This is a genomic window from Ruegeria sp. SCP11 (assembly GCF_040329455.1).
In the GTDB taxonomy this organism is placed as follows: Bacteria; Pseudomonadota; Alphaproteobacteria; order Rhodobacterales; family Rhodobacteraceae; genus Ruegeria; species Ruegeria atlantica_E.
Genome location: NZ_JBDZYG010000003.1, coordinates 313,770 through 331,115 on the forward strand (window position 1 = coordinate 313,770; position 17,346 = coordinate 331,115).

12 protein-coding genes are annotated in these 17,346 nt (G+C 57.3%); 5 read left to right on the plus strand and 7 right to left on the minus strand.

From position 1 onward, the window contains the following. Nucleotides 1–130 precede the first annotated feature (130 nt). The 5 genes from ABLN94_RS06915 (at nucleotide 131) to ABLN94_RS06935 (ending at nucleotide 6,723) form a co-directional block, all read left to right on the plus strand. On the plus strand, nucleotides 131–1,090 hold the full coding sequence (locus tag ABLN94_RS06915) for a dihydrodipicolinate synthase family protein (RefSeq protein WP_352990830.1): 960 nt from the start codon (nucleotides 131–133) through the stop codon (nucleotides 1,088–1,090). Beyond that, nucleotides 1,081–2,013, plus strand: a complete 933-nt coding sequence (locus tag ABLN94_RS06920) for a proline racemase family protein (RefSeq protein WP_352990832.1) — start codon at nucleotides 1,081–1,083, stop codon at nucleotides 2,011–2,013. The genes ABLN94_RS06915 and ABLN94_RS06920 overlap by 10 nt, the downstream gene beginning before the upstream one ends. After that, the gene (locus tag ABLN94_RS06925) at nucleotides 2,010–3,248 is read left to right on the plus strand and encodes an NAD(P)/FAD-dependent oxidoreductase (RefSeq protein WP_352990835.1); all 1,239 of its coding nucleotides are present in this window, start codon (nucleotides 2,010–2,012) and stop codon (nucleotides 3,246–3,248) included. The genes ABLN94_RS06920 and ABLN94_RS06925 overlap by 4 nt, the downstream gene beginning before the upstream one ends. A 9-nt stretch (nucleotides 3,249–3,257) precedes the next feature. Further along, nucleotides 3,258–4,283 carry a trans-3-hydroxy-L-proline dehydratase gene (locus ABLN94_RS06930; protein WP_352990838.1) on the plus strand — a complete coding sequence of 342 codons (1,026 nt, stop codon included), beginning with the start codon at nucleotides 3,258–3,260 and terminating at the stop codon, nucleotides 4,281–4,283. A 226-nt stretch (nucleotides 4,284–4,509) separates the two neighbouring features. Beyond that, nucleotides 4,510–6,723, plus strand: a complete 2,214-nt coding sequence (locus ABLN94_RS06935; RefSeq protein WP_352990841.1) for an NADP-dependent isocitrate dehydrogenase — start codon at nucleotides 4,510–4,512, stop codon at nucleotides 6,721–6,723. Between the two features lie 295 nt (nucleotides 6,724–7,018). Here the strand turns inward: ABLN94_RS06935 and ABLN94_RS06940 are convergent, their stop codons facing one another. The 7 genes from ABLN94_RS06940 to ABLN94_RS06970 all read right to left on the minus strand — a co-directional run bounded on the left by ABLN94_RS06940 (nucleotide 7,019) and on the right by ABLN94_RS06970 (nucleotide 17,315). Continuing rightward, nucleotides 7,019–8,128: a transporter substrate-binding domain-containing protein gene (locus ABLN94_RS06940; RefSeq protein WP_352990843.1), complete on the minus strand. Its 1,110-nt coding sequence runs from the start codon at nucleotides 8,126–8,128 to the stop codon at nucleotides 7,019–7,021. A 44-nt stretch (nucleotides 8,129–8,172) separates the two neighbouring features. Then, entirely contained in the window at nucleotides 8,173–9,435 is a 1,263-nt protein-coding gene (locus ABLN94_RS06945; RefSeq protein WP_352990846.1) for a transporter substrate-binding domain-containing protein, read from the minus strand. A 22-nt stretch (nucleotides 9,436–9,457) separates the two neighbouring features. Continuing rightward, nucleotides 9,458–10,243, minus strand: coding sequence for a PP2C family protein-serine/threonine phosphatase (locus ABLN94_RS06950; RefSeq protein WP_352990847.1), 786 nt, complete (start codon nucleotides 10,241–10,243; stop codon nucleotides 9,458–9,460). Nucleotides 10,244–10,246: 3 nt separating this feature from the next. Beyond that, complete coding sequence (locus ABLN94_RS06955; protein ID WP_352990849.1) at nucleotides 10,247–11,251, minus strand: FHA domain-containing protein; 1,005 nt, start codon at nucleotides 11,249–11,251, stop codon at nucleotides 10,247–10,249. Nucleotides 11,252–11,458: 207 nt separating this feature from the next. Further along, nucleotides 11,459–13,651 (minus strand): protein kinase domain-containing protein, encoded by a 2,193-nt coding sequence (locus ABLN94_RS06960; RefSeq protein WP_352990852.1) that lies wholly within the window; start codon nucleotides 13,649–13,651, stop codon nucleotides 11,459–11,461. Nucleotides 13,652–13,989: 338 nt separating this feature from the next. After that, nucleotides 13,990–15,276, minus strand: coding sequence for a dynamin family protein (locus tag ABLN94_RS06965; RefSeq protein ID WP_352990854.1), 1,287 nt, complete (start codon nucleotides 15,274–15,276; stop codon nucleotides 13,990–13,992). Beyond that, nucleotides 15,273–17,315: a dynamin family protein gene (locus ABLN94_RS06970; protein ID WP_352990856.1), complete on the minus strand. Its 2,043-nt coding sequence runs from the start codon at nucleotides 17,313–17,315 to the stop codon at nucleotides 15,273–15,275. Before ABLN94_RS06970 ends, ABLN94_RS06965 begins: the two co-directional genes overlap by 4 nt. Between the last annotated feature and the right edge of the window lie 31 nt (nucleotides 17,316–17,346).

Sequence of the window (17,346 nt, forward strand, 5' to 3'; positions counted from 1 at the left end):
CCGGGTCAATGAAACGGCGCGTTTTTTGTTGGTAGCAAAAATTCTGGATTTTGTATCCAATATCCGTTATGGCGAGTCGAACAGGCGCAACCCGCGCGCTTTCAAGCTGCATTCAGGAAGGAAAGCTCTGATGTCGACCAACGTTTTCACCGGCACCATGCCTGCGCTCATGACCCCTTGTAAGGCTGATCGCACACCGGATTTCGACGCGCTGGTGCGCAAGGGAAAGCAGATGATCGATGCAGGTATGTCGGCAGTGGTCTATTGCGGTTCGATGGGGGACTGGCCGTTGCTGACCGACGAGCAGCGGATGGAAGGTGTCGAGCGTTTGACAGCAGCAGGACTGCCGGTGGTTGTCGGGACCGGCGCCATCAACACCACGTCCGCCGTTGCCCATGCGGCCCATGCGCAAAAGGTGGGAGCCGTGGGCTTGATGGTCATCCCGCGCGTTTTGTCACGCGGCAGCTCTCTGACCGCGCAAAAAAATCACTTTAAGGCGATCCTGTCCGCCGCGCCGGATGTGCCTGCAATCATCTACAACAGCCCTTACTATGGTTTCGCCACCCGCGCTGATTTATTCTTTGCCCTGCGCGCAGAACATCCGAACCTGATCGGTTTCAAGGAATTCGGCGGCAAGGACGATCTGCGCTATGCAGCGGAGAACATCACCAGTCAGGATGATCAGGTAACACTAATGGTGGGCGTCGATACCGAGGTTTACCACGGTTTCGTAAATTGCGGCGCGACGGGCTCTATCACCGGCATCGGCACCGCTTTGCCGCGCGAGGCTCTGATGCTGGCGTCGCTATCCAAGAAAGCCGCACAGGGGAACGCCGAGGCGCGCCAGCGGGCGCAAGAACTGACCGAAGCGATACAGGTGCTTTCCAGCTTTGACGAAGGCCCCGATCTGGTGCTGTATTATAAGCATCTTCTAGTGCTGAACGGTGAACAGGAATACCGTATGCACTTCAATGAAACCGATAAACTGACCGACGCGCAGCGCAACTATTGCGAACAGCAATACGACCTGTTCCGCACTTGGTTCGCCGATTGGTCAAAACAGGGTGGAGTGATCGCTGAATGCATGTGATCGACAGTCATACCGGGGGTGAGCCGACGCGGGTCATCCTCGACGGCGCACCTGATCTGGGAACCGGTCCTCTGGCTGAGCGCGCCCACAGGCTGGCGAACGAACACGAGGGATTCTACAGATCCGTAATGCTGGAACCACGCGGTCAGCCCGCCATGGTCGGCGCGCTGCTGGTCGAGCCGGTTGATCCGTCTTGCGTGACCGGTGTGATCTATTTTGACGTGGACGCTGTGCTGGGCATGTGCGGCCACGGCACCATCGGTCTGACCGTCACACTGGCGCATCTGGGCCAAATTGGTGTTGGAACTCATAGGATCGAAACACCTGCGGGCGTGGTGACCGTCGAATTGCACGACACCAGCACCGTTACAGTCACAAATATCGAAAGCCGCCGGGTTCATAGCGATATAACGCTCAACGTTCCGGGGTATGGAGCAGTGACGGGCGACGTCGCTTACGGTGGCAACTGGTTCTTCATCGTCGACCCCAGCCCGATCCCGGTAGAGACAGCCAATATTCAGCAACTTACCGATATGACGGTTGCGATCCGCGAGGCCTCTATTGCGCAAGGCGTCGGGGGTGAGCGGGGCGAGCCGATCGACCACGTGATTTTTCAAGGAGACTCCCTCCTCCCGGAGGTTCACAGCAGGAACTTTGTGCTGTGTCCTGATGACAATTATGATCGTTCGCCCTGTGGCACCGGCAGTTCGGCGCGGCTGGCCTGTCTGGCAGCTGATGGACGACTTGCTCCGGGCGAAACGATCGTGCAGCACAGCGTCATCGGAAGCGCCTATCGCCTGTCCTATCAGCCGGGTCCAAACGGGGGCGTCATACCCTCAATTACCGGGCAGGCTCATATCATGGCTGAGGCGACGCTGATCTTTGATCCGAACGACCCCTTCAGATTAGGCATCGAGTTATGACAACGCAGGTCGTTGTGATCGGTGCTGGGGTGATCGGCATCACAACGGCGCTGGAACTGCAGCGTCGCGGCCATTCTGTTCTGGTTTTGGATCGTGAGGGTGTCGCCGCGCAGGCCTCGGCTGGCAACGCCGGGGCGTTTGCGTTCGCCGAGGTTGAACCCTTGGCCACCCCCGGCATCATGCGGAAGGCACCGAAATGGTTGCTGGATCCGCTGGGTCCCTTGTCCATACCGCCCGCCTATGCGCTGAAGATTGCCCCCTGGATGTTCCGGTTCTGGCAAGCGAGCCGCCCGGGACCGTATAAAGACCACCTGCTCGCCCAAGCCAGCCTTATGGAGCATTCTGCCGCCGCTCTGACCCGGCTGATCGCTGATGTCGATGGTGAGCCGATGATGCAGCGTGACGGGCAAATGCAGTTGTATGAAAGCGAAGCGGAGTACCGTGCCAGCCTGCCTGCATGGGAGGTGCGGCGTGAGCATGGGATTGACTTTGAGTTGCTGGAAAGCCGAGAGGCGATTGCTGAGAAACAACCTGGTCTAAGCCCCCGTTTCACTCATGCTGGGTTCACACCTGGCTGGATGAATACCGTTGATCCGAAAAAATGGGTTGAACATCTGGCGCGTATCTTCCGCGAGAGGGGCGGTCGGATTGAATCTCAGGACATCCGAGCACTGACTGCGCTGGAAGGCGGGGTGAGGGTCACTCGGGCGGACGGTGAAATCGAGGCTGCGAAAGTGATTGTTTGCGCGGGTGCGTGGTCGCATCACCTTGCCCGTACAGTCGGTGACAGTATCCCGCTTGAAACCGAACGTGGATACAATACGACGCTGCCTGAAGGTGCGTTTGATCTGCGTATGCATCTGGCGTTCTCAGGCCATGGGTTTGTTGCCACCCGGATCAATGGCGGCGTACGGATCGGTGGAGCTGTTGAACTGGGCGGGCTGGATCTGCCCCCGAATTTCAAAAGAGCCGACACGTTGCTGAACAAAGCCGTGCAATTCCTGCCCGGGTTGAACACGCAAGGAGGTACGCAATGGATGGGGTTCCGTCCGTCGCTGCCCGACAGCCTGCCGGTGATCGGCGCTTCGCCAAACGCCCCGAACGTGGTTTACGCATTCGGTCACGGGCATTTGGGGTTGACCCAATCAGCAGGGACAGCAGAACTGATCGGCACCTTGGTCGATGGGCAGCCTATTCAAATATCTCTGACCCCGTTCTCAGCCGCCCGGTTTTAAGGACACGATATGCGTAGCACCAAAACCATCCACGTCGTTTCCGCTCATGCAGAAGGTGAAGTCGGCGACGTTATCGTCGGGGGTGTGCAGCCGCCGACCGGAGATACCATCTGGGAACAGCGCGCGTTCATCGCGCAAGATCAGACCTTGCGCAACTTCGTCCTTAATGAACCCCGTGGCGGCGTGTTCCGCCACGTGAACCTGTTGGTTCCACCTAAACACCCGGAGGCAGACGCAGCCTTTATCATCATGGAGCCCGAAGACACGCCACCCATGTCTGGCTCAAACTCGATTTGCGTTTCCACGGTGTTGCTGGATAGCGGGATCATTCCGATGCAGGAGCCAGAAACCCGGTTGACGCTCGAGGCCCCGGGTGGGTTGGTGCGTGTCCGAGCCGAATGCAAGAATGGCAAGGCTGAGCGTATCTATGTGCAAAACCTACCCAGCTTTGCCGACAAGATCGCGGTTCCCCTGGAGGTTCAGGGCTTAGGGGCCATAACCGTAGATACAGCTTATGGCGGTGACAGTTTTGTTGTGGTCGATGCCTCCGCGCTGGGGTTCAATATTGTTGCGGATGAAGCTCGAGACATCGCGCGCATGGGCGTGGCGATCACAAACGCGGCCAATGAACAGCTTGGCTTTACCCATTCCCAGAATTCCGATTGGAACCATATCTCGTTCTGTGCCTTTTGCGGGCCGCTTGAGAAAACCGCAAACGGCCTGACCGGTAAATCCGCCGTCGCTATCCAGCCCGGCAAGGTCGACCGGTCCCCCACCGGTACCGCGGTGTCTGCACGCATGGCGCTGATGGCGGCGAAGGGCCAGATGACAGTTGGGCAAACCTTCGAGGCGATCTCGATCATCGGCTCGCGCTTTACCGGCCGGATTGTCGAGCGAACCCATGTAGGTGATCGTGTCGCCATAATCCCCGAGATCAGCGGCCGCGGTTGGATCACCGGTACCCATCAACACATGCTTGACCCGGACGACCCTTGGCCGGGCGGGTACAAACTTAGTGACACGTGGGGGGGGTGACTGGGTTTGCGTATGAATGCTGGGGATTTTCCCCGTATTTGCTCAACCGTGTCAATTTGCGCCCCCACTAGACGATTGATCCCAAGGCCAACCTGATTTAAGGGAGGCCCTGTCAAATCAGAGTCACCATTGGGGCGGTAGGATACCCGCGCCTCATTTCGCGCCACACATACGTGGCACACTCTTGGATCGCACGCCCCGAAAGGCTTAAAAAAGGTAAAAGAATATGGCAGAAAAATCGAACTTCGATATATTGTATACCATTGTAGACGAAGCGCCTGAACTGGCCAGCGCCTCGTTCCTGCCCATCATTCGCAAGTTCGCCTCGGCGGCGGGTGTCAGCGTTGGAACCAAGGATATTTCGCTGGCGGGCCGTATTCTTGCAACCTTCCCGGAAAACCTCACCGACGAACAGCGCATCACCGATGATCTGGCCGCACTGGGTGAACTGGTGAAAACGCCCGAGGCCAACGTCATCAAGCTGCCGAACATCTCGGCCTCGGTCCCGCAGCTGGTTGCTGCAATCGAAGAACTGCAGTCGCAGGGTTACAATATACCGAATTACCCTGAAGAGCCTTCGACCGACGAAGAAAAGGCGATCCGCGCACGCTATGACTCCATCAAGGGTTCTGCGGTGAACCCGGTTCTGCGTGAGGGTAACAGTGACCGCCGCGCGGCAAAGGCTGTGAAGAACTACGCTCAGAACAACCCGCACTCGATGGGGGAATGGGCCTCTTCCAGCCAGACCAAAGTCTCGTCGATGTCGGATAACGATTTCTACGCAAACGAGAAATCGGCCACCATCACTGCGGCGCAGGCTGGCGATGCAAAGATCGAGTTTGTCGGCAAAGACGGCAGCATGACCGTTCTGAAAGACGGTTGGACGCTGGATGAAGGCACCGTGGCCGATGCGACCTTCATGTCGGTCAAAGCCCTGTCTGCGTTCCTAGCCGAGGCTATCGAAGACACCAAGAAAGACGGCACCATGTTCTCGCTTCACCTGAAAGCGACCATGATGAAAGTGTCCGACCCGATCATCTTTGGCTATGCGGTCAAAGCCTGGCTGGCCCCGGTGTTCGAGAAATTCGGTGCAGAACTGGACGCGCTGGGTGTGAACCCGAACTCGGGTCTGGGTGACTTGCTGGAGCGCGTGAAGAACAATGCTGAGATCGTGGCAGCCATCGATGCGCTGAAAGGCGACCGTCCGTTGATGTATATGGTCGACAGCGACAAGGGCATCACCAACCTGCACGTACCGTCGGACGTGATCATCGACGCCTCGATGCCCGCCGTGATCCGCGCTGGCGGTAAAGGCTGGGATGAGACCGGCGCCAAGGGCGACTCGAACTGTGTGATCCCCGATCGTTGCTATGCCGGTGTTTATGACGAGACCATCAGTTTCTTCAAAGCCAACGGCGCGCTGAACCCGGCCACTGCCGGTGCTGTCGCCAATGTCGGCCTGATGGCCCAGAAGGCCGAGGAATACGGCTCGCACCCGACCACGTTCCAGGCACCCGCTGACGGCACAATTCGCATCGTACTAGCAAATGGTGAAACGCTTCATAGCCATGATGTAGAGACAGACGACATCTGGCGGTCCTGCACTGTGAAGAAGGCTCCGATCGAGAACTGGATTCAACTGGCTCTTGACCGCCAGCGCTTGACTGGTTCCGAGGCGATCTTCTGGTTGGACGCCAACCGCGCACACGATGCCGAACTGATCAAATACGTCAAGCCTGCACTCGAGGCCGCTGGCGTAGCCGACAAGTTCCAAATCCTGGCCCCACGCGAGGCGACTCTGCAAACGCTGAAGACGATCACCGCGGGTAACGACTCGATTGCAATCACCGGCAACGTGCTGCGGGACTACCTGACCGACCTGTTTCCCATCCTGGAATTGGGCACATCGGCCAAGATGCTGTCCATCGTCAAGCTGATGAATGGTGGCGGTCTGTTCGAAACCGGCGCGGGTGGTTCGGCTCCGAAACACGTGCAGCAACTGGTTGAGGAAAACCATCTGCGTTGGGACTCGATGGGTGAGTTCTGCGCGCTGGGTGAATCCCTGAACTTCCTGGCCGACAGCAAAGGAAACGCCAAAGCAGGCGTTCTGGGTGCCGCGGCCGAGGCAGCAACGCAGGGCATTCTGGACAATAATAAGTCACCCAGCCGCAAAGTTGGTCAGCCCGACAACCGCGACAGCCACTACTGGTTCGCACGCTACTGGGCCGAAGCTCTTGCCGCGCAGCCTAACGATGCTGATCTGGCTGCTGAATTTGCACCAGTCGCTAAGGAACTGGCTGAAAAAGAAGAACAGATCCTGGGTGAGTTGGCCACCGCACAAGGCGCGCCTGCGGATCTGGGTGGGTACTATCACACCGATCCGGCCAAGGCCGCTGCAGTGATGCGCCCCAGCGCAACGCTGAACGCGATCATCGACTAGTAGTCCAAAGCCACGCCGTCTGGCGTGGCTTTTCACTTCAAATCCTCGTTCCAAACAGAAAAAGGAGCCGACCCCCAAAGTCGACCCCTTTTTGAGTGAGTGGGGAGGCAGTGCCTCTCCGGTAAAGTTAGTTGCAGAATATCAGCTTCAACTTTTGAGGGTATTAGGGGTTTCCCGTAGTTCGTTCCTTTGATCCCACGGAAACAGATGGTTCTGACCGGATATCGTTTAGGTGACTCAATAGAAAAGGGCCGGTCCAAGGACCGGCCCTAACTTCTTCAGGTGAACCGAAAGATCAGTTCGACGCGGCCATCAGTTTCTCGTTGTGCTCACGCAGGGTGTCCGAAACGATAGCGTACCATTCGCCGGATTCACGCATCTCGTTCAAACCCTTGTTCAGCATCGCCAGGTACTGTTTGCCAAACGGGTTGCTGCGGTGGCTGATGAAACGCAGAGACGACAGCGAGGTCACGAAAGGGTTCTCTACCAGATCATTGGAGGTCAGGCCCATTTCTACCATTGTGTCCGAGAACAGCTGAACTTCGAAAGTTGCAACGTCTGCGGTGCCAGTCAGAACGGCATCCAGACATTCGCGCGCGGTGATCGGCTGCATCAGTGTCATGGTGTCGCCGTTGTGCAGGCCTTCCTGCTCGAGGTCGTGGATGAACCAGCCATCCATACGGCAGATTGTTGCACCTTCCAGCTGAGAGAACGCGGTGGCGTTTGCATATTCGCTTTCCGGAAGGGTGTAGAAGCCGACCACGATGTCATAAACCGGTACGGAGGAATCGAACTGGGTGCAGCGCACTTCGGTTTCCCACGACCATTCGTAGGTGCGGTTGGTGCAATCCGGCATGTTCCACGCCATCGACACGTCAAACGCGCCCAGTGGCAGCAGCGTTTCCAGGTGTGAGTTCCAGTCGTCCACGAAGCTGACCGAGTAGTCGCGCGCATTACCGCCACGCTGCAGCGCGGTAGTGCCTAGACGGGTGATCGCGCCGCCGCCATTCAGCGATTCATCCGCGAAAGGAGCCCAGCCGTTGCCGGTGACCAATTTGATCGGCGGCTGATAGACGCTGGAACGTTTGACGCTGGCAGCCCGTGCTTCTTCGGCCGCGATGATTTCCTGCGCGGACTGACCGTTCGGAAGGCTGCCGTCGGCACAGGGCAGGGCCAGAACCAAACCCGGCGCCAGATCGTTCGGGTTGGTGATGACGTTCCGGTTGGCGTTGAAGATCGGCTGATAGTTCGAGGTGCCGTAGGCTGCGATTGCGATGGTGGCCATCGTGTCGCCGTCCTCGACGGTGTAGTTGGTACAGGCTTCTTGTGCGGCAGCGGCGCCAGCGCTCAGGGCGGTGACGGCGGTGGCCGACATCACGACTTTCTTCAGGTTGAATTCAAACATGTCCACTTCCTCCAGACTTTTTAGTTGTCAGGCCTGCTCGGGCCTTAGCCATTTTCCATTTGGTGACGCAGGGCGGCCGACACGATGTCACGCCATTCGCCAGATTGCTGCATGATCGCCAGACCCTGGTTGAGCGTCTCAAGGATCGCTTCCCCATCCGGATTATCTTTGTGAGTCATGACGTTAAGCGACTTGATTGCCGCCAGGTTGGGGTTTTCTATAATGCGGTGCTCGTAGCCCAGACGTCCGATCGCTTCGACGGCCAGATGGGCCTCGATGGCGACGATATCGGCAGAGCCTTCCATCAGCGCGTGGAAGCAGTCATCCGGCGAAACCGGGCGCATCAGCTCGATTGCGGGCTCATAAAGGCCAACTGCATCCATATGTGACAGCGACCAGCCCTCGGGGCGGCAGATCGTGGTTCCTGCGAAATCGGCATAGGTCAGCGTTTGCTCATAGCCCGATCCCTCGCGAGCAAAGAATGTGTCCACGACCTCGTAGAACGGGTTCGAGAAATTATAGGTCTCGCAGCGTGCGCGGTCTTTTTCGGACAGCGCTTCAGCCTCTTCGCAGTTTGGACGGGACCAGGGGAAGGTTGCGTCAAACGCCAGCGTTGGCATCAGCAGGTCCAGATGCGAGGACCAGTCGTTGACGAACTGAATCTTATAGGCTTGTTCCGGCGCGGCCCGCAGCATCGCGGTTTCCACCAGGTTGGTGTACAGACCGCGATGGGGCAGGGTCTCATCCGTAAAGGGAGCGTAGTTGCCACCGGTGATCAGCAGCAGCTGACGGTCGCGTATTTCCGGACGCTCGCCTTCATCCGCGTTACGGATTAGTGCGGCACCTTCGGCACGGGCCGCTTCGATTTGCTCGCGAGCGGCGGCTTTAGCCGCAATCACAGCTTCTTCACTGGCCTTTTTAGCTTCGGCTTCAGCTTCGGCGACCCGAGCCTCTGCATCGGCGATTGCTTTGGCTGCGCGCTTCTCGGCGGCTTTGACCAGTTCCGCAGCCATCTCGGCGGCCATGGCTTCGGCTTCGGATTGCGGAACAGCCGGAGCTCGTCCAACATCTTCTAGGCAGGGCAGGGACAGCACGTCGCCAACGCGGATAATATTAGGGTTATTACCAATCACATCCCGGTTGGCGTCAAAGATGATACGGAAGTCCTCGGTCGAATAGACTTCGATCGTCAATTCCCGAAGGCTGTCGCCGCGCTGGATTTCGTAGGTCGAGCAAGCTTCTTGCGCAGAGGCTGCTCCGGCCGCGGCAGCAAGTGCCAGGCTGGATATGAACAGATGTGGTCTCATGGGTCCTGTATTCTTGCCTTGGTTAATTTTTAGTAAGCTTCACAACGCCTATTGAAACGTTGTCCTGATCTGGGTCTCCCTTGGCCTGAAGGGCCCGCCAAAGCGCATCCGCGATATCTTGCGCCCAGGCGTGGGCATTGGCATGCAGAATGGCCTGAATTTCTGCGTTGCTGATGTACTGCAACCCATCACTGCCAAGGATCAAAACGTCCGACGCGGTTAACATCAGTGGCTCTTCGGGGCAGTCTACCTTGGGAATCGCGCCGCCCATGATTACCGATGTCAGTTGATTGCGGTCGGGATGAACTCGCGCTTCGGCCTCGGTGAGGGCACCTGCGATCACCTGCGCGTCAAGGACAGGCGCCATGGAGTGATCTTCGTTGATCTGACGCAGTATCCCGTCGCGGAACAGGTACAACGGGCTGTCGCCGATCGAAATCCAAAAAACGCGATTGTCCTGCAACAGCACGCCCAACAGGGTTGACCCCATGTTGAAGCCTTCGCCCTGTTCTTCGCTATGGTTGGCGATATGGGTATTGGCCTGCATGGCTGCCAGTGGCAGTGCGTCGATCAAAGCGGCTTCGGTCGGTGCACTCCCTTCCAGTTCAGCATCCAGAACATCGCGCCAAGCGGAGATGACAAGTTCTGAGGCCACTTCACCAGCCGCATGCCCACCCATTCCGTCAGCAACAACGACATAGCCGGCGTTGGCGGAATCGAACATCCGAGCTGCGACCGCGTCTTCTTGCGTGTCCCGCTGACCCTGGTCCAGGATCAGCGCAATATCATATGCCGGTTGCGCCAGCATTTATCAGGCATCCCGCCAGTCAAAGCCGTCGTCACAAAAGGCGGCAAAGCGGATTGAGGTCTCGCTGATCCGGATCAGGTCGCCGCTGTTCAGTGCCACGGTGCTCAGCACTGGCTTTCCGTTCAAGCGCACCAGATTGGCTTTACCACCATGACCCAAATAGCATTTGCGATCTTCGGGGTCATAGGCGATCACCGCATGGTTGCTGCGCGAGATGCCAGTGTCGCCAAAGTCCAGCTGAATGGCTTGATCGTCATTGCGGCCAATCTGCATCAGACCTTCGGTCAAAGTGATGCAGGATCCACGGCCTGGTCCAGCGGTTACAACCAGCCAGCCAACGGGGAACGTCTCTTGCGCAGCCTCGGTTTTTGCGACGGGGGCAGAGCTTTCGATCAGATCTTGAACATGGGTGTCAGCGCGCTCAAAGCCGAGGAATGTGGTTTTGACGCGACCGCGACGGTCCGCAGGAGCTGGAGCTGGCGCCGGGATCTGTACTTCCGGCTGCATTTCGGCAACAGGGTCAGCCTGTGCTGCGGGTTCGGATTGCTTGGGTTCCACCGTCTCTACGACGACCTCAACGACAGGGTCCACCTTAGGCTCTTCAACCTGTGGCGCATCCACTGCGACGGGCGTTTCTTCGGTGGCCACATGCAGTGTTACAATCGGTTCTTCAGGTTCGGGCTGTGCTTCTGGGGCCTCAAAAATATTGTCCTCTGCCTCGGTGACGACCTCTGACATCACGAATTCGTCTTCAGCTTCGGCCTCTTCCTTGCCCTCAGAGAATTCGGGCATCGTTTCTTCGGGGATCAGCTCGTCAGTGTCTTCATAGGTTTCCGACGACATGTTTCCACCCGCCAGCGCGTTGCGTAGCGCGTTGAAGTCCGCAATCGGCTGAGGTTTCTCGTCTGCAGGTGCTGCAGCCTCTTCTACCGCGGCTTCGGTTTCATCTTCTTTGGCTTTGCCGGCACCTTCGAGAAGCCGGCTGAGGGGGCTTTTATATTTGAACATGGTGTCGACACCTTTGCTTTCTGACACAGGGCTTGATGTCCCGTGGGGCTGCTGTTCGCCTCTGCGCGCAACGGCACAACGGCACTTAAGTTCTGGAAACCAAAACATCTTTTCTACCGCAACGGGCCGGTTCCCGTCGGGGTGGCGGATTTCCGGGCGCCACCCTCAGCTTTCTCAAAGCGGCAGAACACTTACGAACCGGTCAGATTACTCTTGCACTAGCTGCATCACTGCATCCGTTTCGGCGCCGTTGCGTAACACGGTTAGGCGAGCCTGAGGCTGATTGTCTGCGACCAGTGCCTCCAGCATTGCATCAAGACTATTCTGGCCGTCTATGGAGGTTCCTGTTTGTGTCTCAGAGAGCAGAACATCGCCCCTCTGCAGACCGCTTACGGCATCGGCCGGAACAGTGGTCACAACAGTTGTCCACCCTTGACCGTCCTCGTTACGCACAGAAAATCCGTAGCCGTTTTCCAGTCCGACCACGCGGATGGCAGGCAGGGCCAACAACCCGTTTTGTGCCAGTGTCTTACCCAGTGGGCGATAACGTGCGGTCACGCGGATGAACCCGTCGGGGTCGACGGACAGATCGTCCAGAACCTGTGCGGCAAAGCTGGTGTTGGCGCGAACAGGTTCACCGTTCAACGTATAGATCGCCGCGCCGCGCTTTACCCAATCTCCGATCACCGACATATCTTGGTTCGGATCAACGCCTGTGACGGCAATGATGCTGCCGGTCGAGGCACGTCTCCGCGACGTTTGGAACGGAATTTCGACATCCCAATGCGAGAACCCCACTTGCGCTTCAGCAGGGTTTCCCAGTGTGACCGGGGCCGGTGCGGCTGTCTGGGCTTGAGCCTCTTCTGTGACAGCCGTCTCGGCCTTCACCTGCTCGACAGGTGCCGGAGTGGAGTTTGCGTTTGCTGGTGCCGGTTCATCCTGCGCCGGAATGGTTTCAGCCTGTAGGGGTGCCGGTTCATCCTGTGGCGGAGTGGACTCAGCTTGTGCTGGTGCGGGATCACTTTGTTCCTGCGTCAGCTCGGTTTCAGCGACCTTCGTGGCAGGTACGGCTGTGTCTTCCGAGGTTTGCGTGGCTGCAGGTTCAATTTCAGCGACGACCTCTGGTTCCGGCGCATTGGTGTCTCCGGACATCATGAAGTAACCGCCAGCAGCCAGACCAGCAACAACAACGACTGCGACCGCAATCAGCTTGCCGTTGCCACCTGAACCACTCTTCACCACGGTGTCCACGGCGACAGCCGATTCTTCGTTTGGGGTGAATTTGGCGAGCTCGTCATCTTTCTTGTCTTCGTTGCCCAGTGCAAGGTCGGCATTGCCGGCCAAAAGGGCAGTGACCACTGCCTCGGCATTCTCGCTCTCGGCTTTGATCCGGGCTTTCTCGGCCTCTGCATCCTTACGGTCCATCGCGACGATGACCGAGACCGGGCGATAGTCGAAAGTGTCGAACATGACGTCCGGGCCGCGGAACATGCGCAACCAGTCCAGCGCGGTTTGCAGACGGTCAGTGGCGTGCACTTCCATCGCCTTGTCGATCGCCTCAAGGAAACCGTCGGGATATCCTTTGAAACGTCCAGCCAGTGGAAGGTACGGATCTTCCTGACTGTTGTTGAAGGCGTTCAAACGGGTTTGGCCATCAATCGGACGCTCGCCACTGATGGCATGATACAAGGTCGCCGCCAGCACATAGAGGTCACTGCTTGGCCCTTGATCAGCACCACGCACATAGAACTCATGCGGTGAGTACCCGTCCTTGATCACCCGCAGTGTCAAAAGTGCGGCGGATTGATGCGCAGCTTGTTCGCGCGCGGCGCCAAAGTCGATCAGGACCGGGTCGCCATTTTCGTTGATCAGAATGTTGTCGGGCGAGATATCCCGGTGCAGCATGCCGCTTTGGTGAATAAACGACACCGCCGATAGCATCTTTTCGGCAACCTGAACAATGAAATCGGATCCAGCTTGATTGTCGGTATTCTCGACATAATCCAGCAGGTCGCACCCCTTGATGAAGTCCATCGCGATATATGCGGTGTTGTTGTCTTCAAATACCTGATGGACGTTGACGATGTTGGGATGCACCAGACGCGCATGGTTGCGTGCTTCCAGAATGAAAAGGTCGATGATGGCCCGCAGATCGTCCTTGTGGTCTGGGTCTGCCGCCTCGACCATATCGCCGTTACGCACACACACAGCACCCGGATAGCACTCTTTGATCACCACATCGCGTTCAAGGCTGTCGCGCGCCAGATAGGTAATTCCAAACCCGCCATTACTGAGGAAACGTAGAATTTCGTACTGCCCGCGCAACAGCTTGGCGCCAGGTTCAAGTCCGTCAATTTTCGGTTCGTCGTGCGATGCACCGACAGCCTGGTTGTGGCTCATTTCTTTCCGCCCGTTCTAAACATTTTGCGGTAATTCAACTGGACTAAATCGCCCGGAAACTCACAACCAAACACAACCGCAGGACACTTAAGACGGTTAGACGGTTCAAATTTGACTTTATTGGGGCCGCCTCATGGCTTCACTATGGATCGTTTTTGGTGAAATGCTACATATTGTGCATTCACTCTAAATCGAACCTAAATGTTGAAAAACAGCCTGCACAAAATGCAGGCTTATCGATGCTTTGTCTCTGGTTGGTCAACGGACTCGTAACATTCGAATTCCGATTCCAAGGGGCTCGAATCGCCAATTTGGGGCTCAATCCTAACGGGAAATTGTCAGGTTCCGGTTTTAGGCTGTGCTGAATCCACGCGGCTTCCGGCCCACGCGAGATTATCACTGAGCTGTGCCAGAATGCTGATCGCGTCTTTCAGGGGCGCGTCACCGCTTTCGAATTGCAGCAACAACAACAAGTCGGTGGCCTTTTCAAATTCACCGGGAATCCAATCGGCAGCGGGATCGATCTCACCGCCTTGTTCCAGACGTTCGGCAAAATCCTCGACAATCTCCTGACACGAATGCAGAAAGGCTGACGGCTCAATATCGGAGGATTCGCGAAGGTCCGCATAGATGCTGGCAATCGCGGCCAGCCAATCTTCCAGGATCGGGTTTTCGAGAGGGGGTAATGCTGCTTCCAATGTGGCATGCATCGATGCAGCCTCGGGCTTGGTGACGTCGGCTTCGGGCTCGCCCAACTTCTCCAGATATGGCAAAAAGTCCTTTTCCAAATCGCCACGGGCGGCTTCCAGATCGGACAACCGACGATCTGAGGCGATCTGCAACACCTGTTCCGCCAACTCCTGACCGCCGCAGTTTTCCCACAGGGCGAAATCAGGTTCAGGCTCTTGCGCCATGGCACGAACAGCGACCGGCGTTCCAATAGGTACCACCGACCGAAAATAGTCACCCTTTTCCTTGTTGAGCCGTGACAGGACTCGGTCAAGCGCGTCGCGCACCGGAGGTAAATCCGCATGCGTGACTGCCAGCAAACTATTGGCGCGCAATTCTGGCGGAACCTGTGCCCACAAGTGGCGTTCGGTTTCGCGCCAAGCGTTGGTGCCGTTGGTGCACCAGATGGCGCAGTCGACGAATTTCAACAAGTCGAGCGTTTGCTTGTAGGTATCATCCAAAGCGCCTGTACCCGGTAGATCAAACAGAGAGATTTCCTGCAGGGCTGGGGTGTTGAGGCCGACCGAAATGAAATCAGGCTCATCAGCGGCGGCCTTTTCCAGCGCGATACCAGAGTAAACCTTGGGCTCCTTACCCCACCAGCCAACTGTGGTTTCAGGAATATCCGAATAGGCCACAATCACCAGCGGCAGTTTTAGATGTTGTGGTCCTGTGGGCAGGATATCTGCCCCTGCGAGCATGTTGGCGAGGCTGGATTTACCAGCCCCAAATTCCCCGGCGAAACCGATATTAACCGCGTTTGACAGTCGCTCGGCGTGGCCGAGTGCGCGCTCGCGCATCTCGTCCAGTGCCGTGTCGTCAGGCAGGTTTTCGGTCGCGGTCAGGAAGCGTTCGAGTTGTCTTACTTCCTGTTCCGTTCCGGGAAATTCAATCATTCCGCAGCCTCTGCTAGTATTTTGTCAACGTCATCCGCACCAAATATGGCACCCAGTTCTTCGCTGATGCGCTGCGCATGGTCAAAGGCCAATTGCGCCTTAGCCCTTTCATTTGTTTCGCCACGTCCGGCCCGATGCTCAAGATGTCCGGCCAACAGCGCCAGGTAATGATCCAGAACCGTGTTCAAACGCTCCATAAGATCACTGCGCGCGGTGTCCACCAGATCGTCGCCGATCATTTCGAATTCCTGCACAATCATCCGTTCGGCTCTCGCCACCACACTCTTGCGCGAAATCAGGCGTGACAGCCACGTGACACGCAATTCGACCGTAATGCCGCGGGTCAGGGCTGTGGTGTCCGGTCGGAACCACCGCACGGCACTGGTGTTCATCCTGTTGTCGGCCGGGTCTTGCCAGCCGGGCAGGGCGCGCAGAGCGGCGTTGCTTTGCATGTCGATCGAGTACAACTCGCTCAGCATGCGTTGACGTACGACCTGAGTGGCGCCCTGAACAAGCTCGCGCATACGGTCGCGCAGAGGACCGAAGTTCAATTCGGTCTCGCCACCTTTGGCTAGTAATGGCGAGTCACCGTTCGGGCCGCGCACCACAGCCGAGACGGATTCAGCCACGGTATCGTCCATCACACCACGCAGGTTGGCCAGAACGTCATCCATGTCGTTGACGATTTCAGAAGTTTTCTGGGTCACGAGTGCGCGCAGATCCGACAGAGTTTTATTGTTTTCGCCTTCACTTTCCGCGGTTGGGCTATCGTCATCCTCGATGACGCGCAGATGGGCCTTGCTGCGCTCCAATTCACCTTGCGCAAAGCTGTTGAGATGCTGCCACGCCATTCGCAATTGTTCGTTGCGAGGGCCTTCGGTCAGGGCGCTGGTTACGTGTCGGCGTAGATCGGGCAGACCCGAGGCGATCATCGCGGCAAACCGCAGAACACCTTCTCGACTAATCGGGCCAGAGCCCTGTTTGATCTCTTCCACACCGTCCAGATATTGTTTCATCTGTTCGGGATGCGCCCTTAGCCAAGCCAAAACTTCATCATGGTCGATACCGGTTTCATCGCCGGTCAGAGCATAATGCGCCCATTGCGCGCTGCCCATAAGAACGTCGATATTCGAATTCCCCAGCGCCTTTTCCAGCCCGTCCATCACATCCGCGCGAACCTTGCCGGCGTCTTCAGCGCCGCCGCCCAGTTCATCTACGCGGTTGATGAAGACCACGATCTGACCCAGTTCAAGCGCCTGCATCAGGCGGAACAATTTCAGATCAGCCCGCGACAGTGCCTGATGTGCGGACAGGACCACCACAAAGAAATCGGATTCCTTGAGGTACTGGCGCGAAATTTCCTCGCGGATCAGAAGCGGGTCGTTAACTCCCGGCGTATCTGTCACCGTCAGCGGAAAGGGGAAGTGGCCGATGTCGAAATAGACTTCGGCCTTGCGGGTGATGTCACTGTAAAGGCCGCGATCCGAACCGGGATCGTGTTCATTTTCTTCGGTCGGGTCGTCGCCGGCACAGACATAGCGCGCAAGATCGTCCGAAGTCAGTTCTTCAAGATCGTGGTGTTGACCGAGGAGATGCTTGTAGCTTTCACCCAGACGCAGCTTTGCGCGGGTCTTCATCGCCTCGACCTGCTCTTCGATCATCTCGCGTTTATAGCTGTCCTCGTCATCGGGGAACATGTTGCGCAGTTCTTCGCCTTCGGCGATCAGCGCCTGCCATTGGCGGTTATCGAAGAAGTGGAATTCGGCCCCTGCGGTTCGTCCCGACGGATGGCCGAAATGCATGTCGGTGATCACCGTTGTCCACGGATTCACATCCGACGGCAGGTATTCGGCCTGACCGGTGAAGCCGTTGATCAGTCGGGATTTACCTGCCTTGATCTGGCCGACAAAGGCGATCGAGGGTTTGAGATTGGTCAGGTCGCCGACAATGCGTGAAATAAATTGGCGGGTTTCTTCATTGGAAGTCCCGTTCATGTCTTCGGCAATACGGATTAACTCGCGACGGTTATTTTCACTCATAAACTTTACCTTGGTAACTTGTAATTACGGA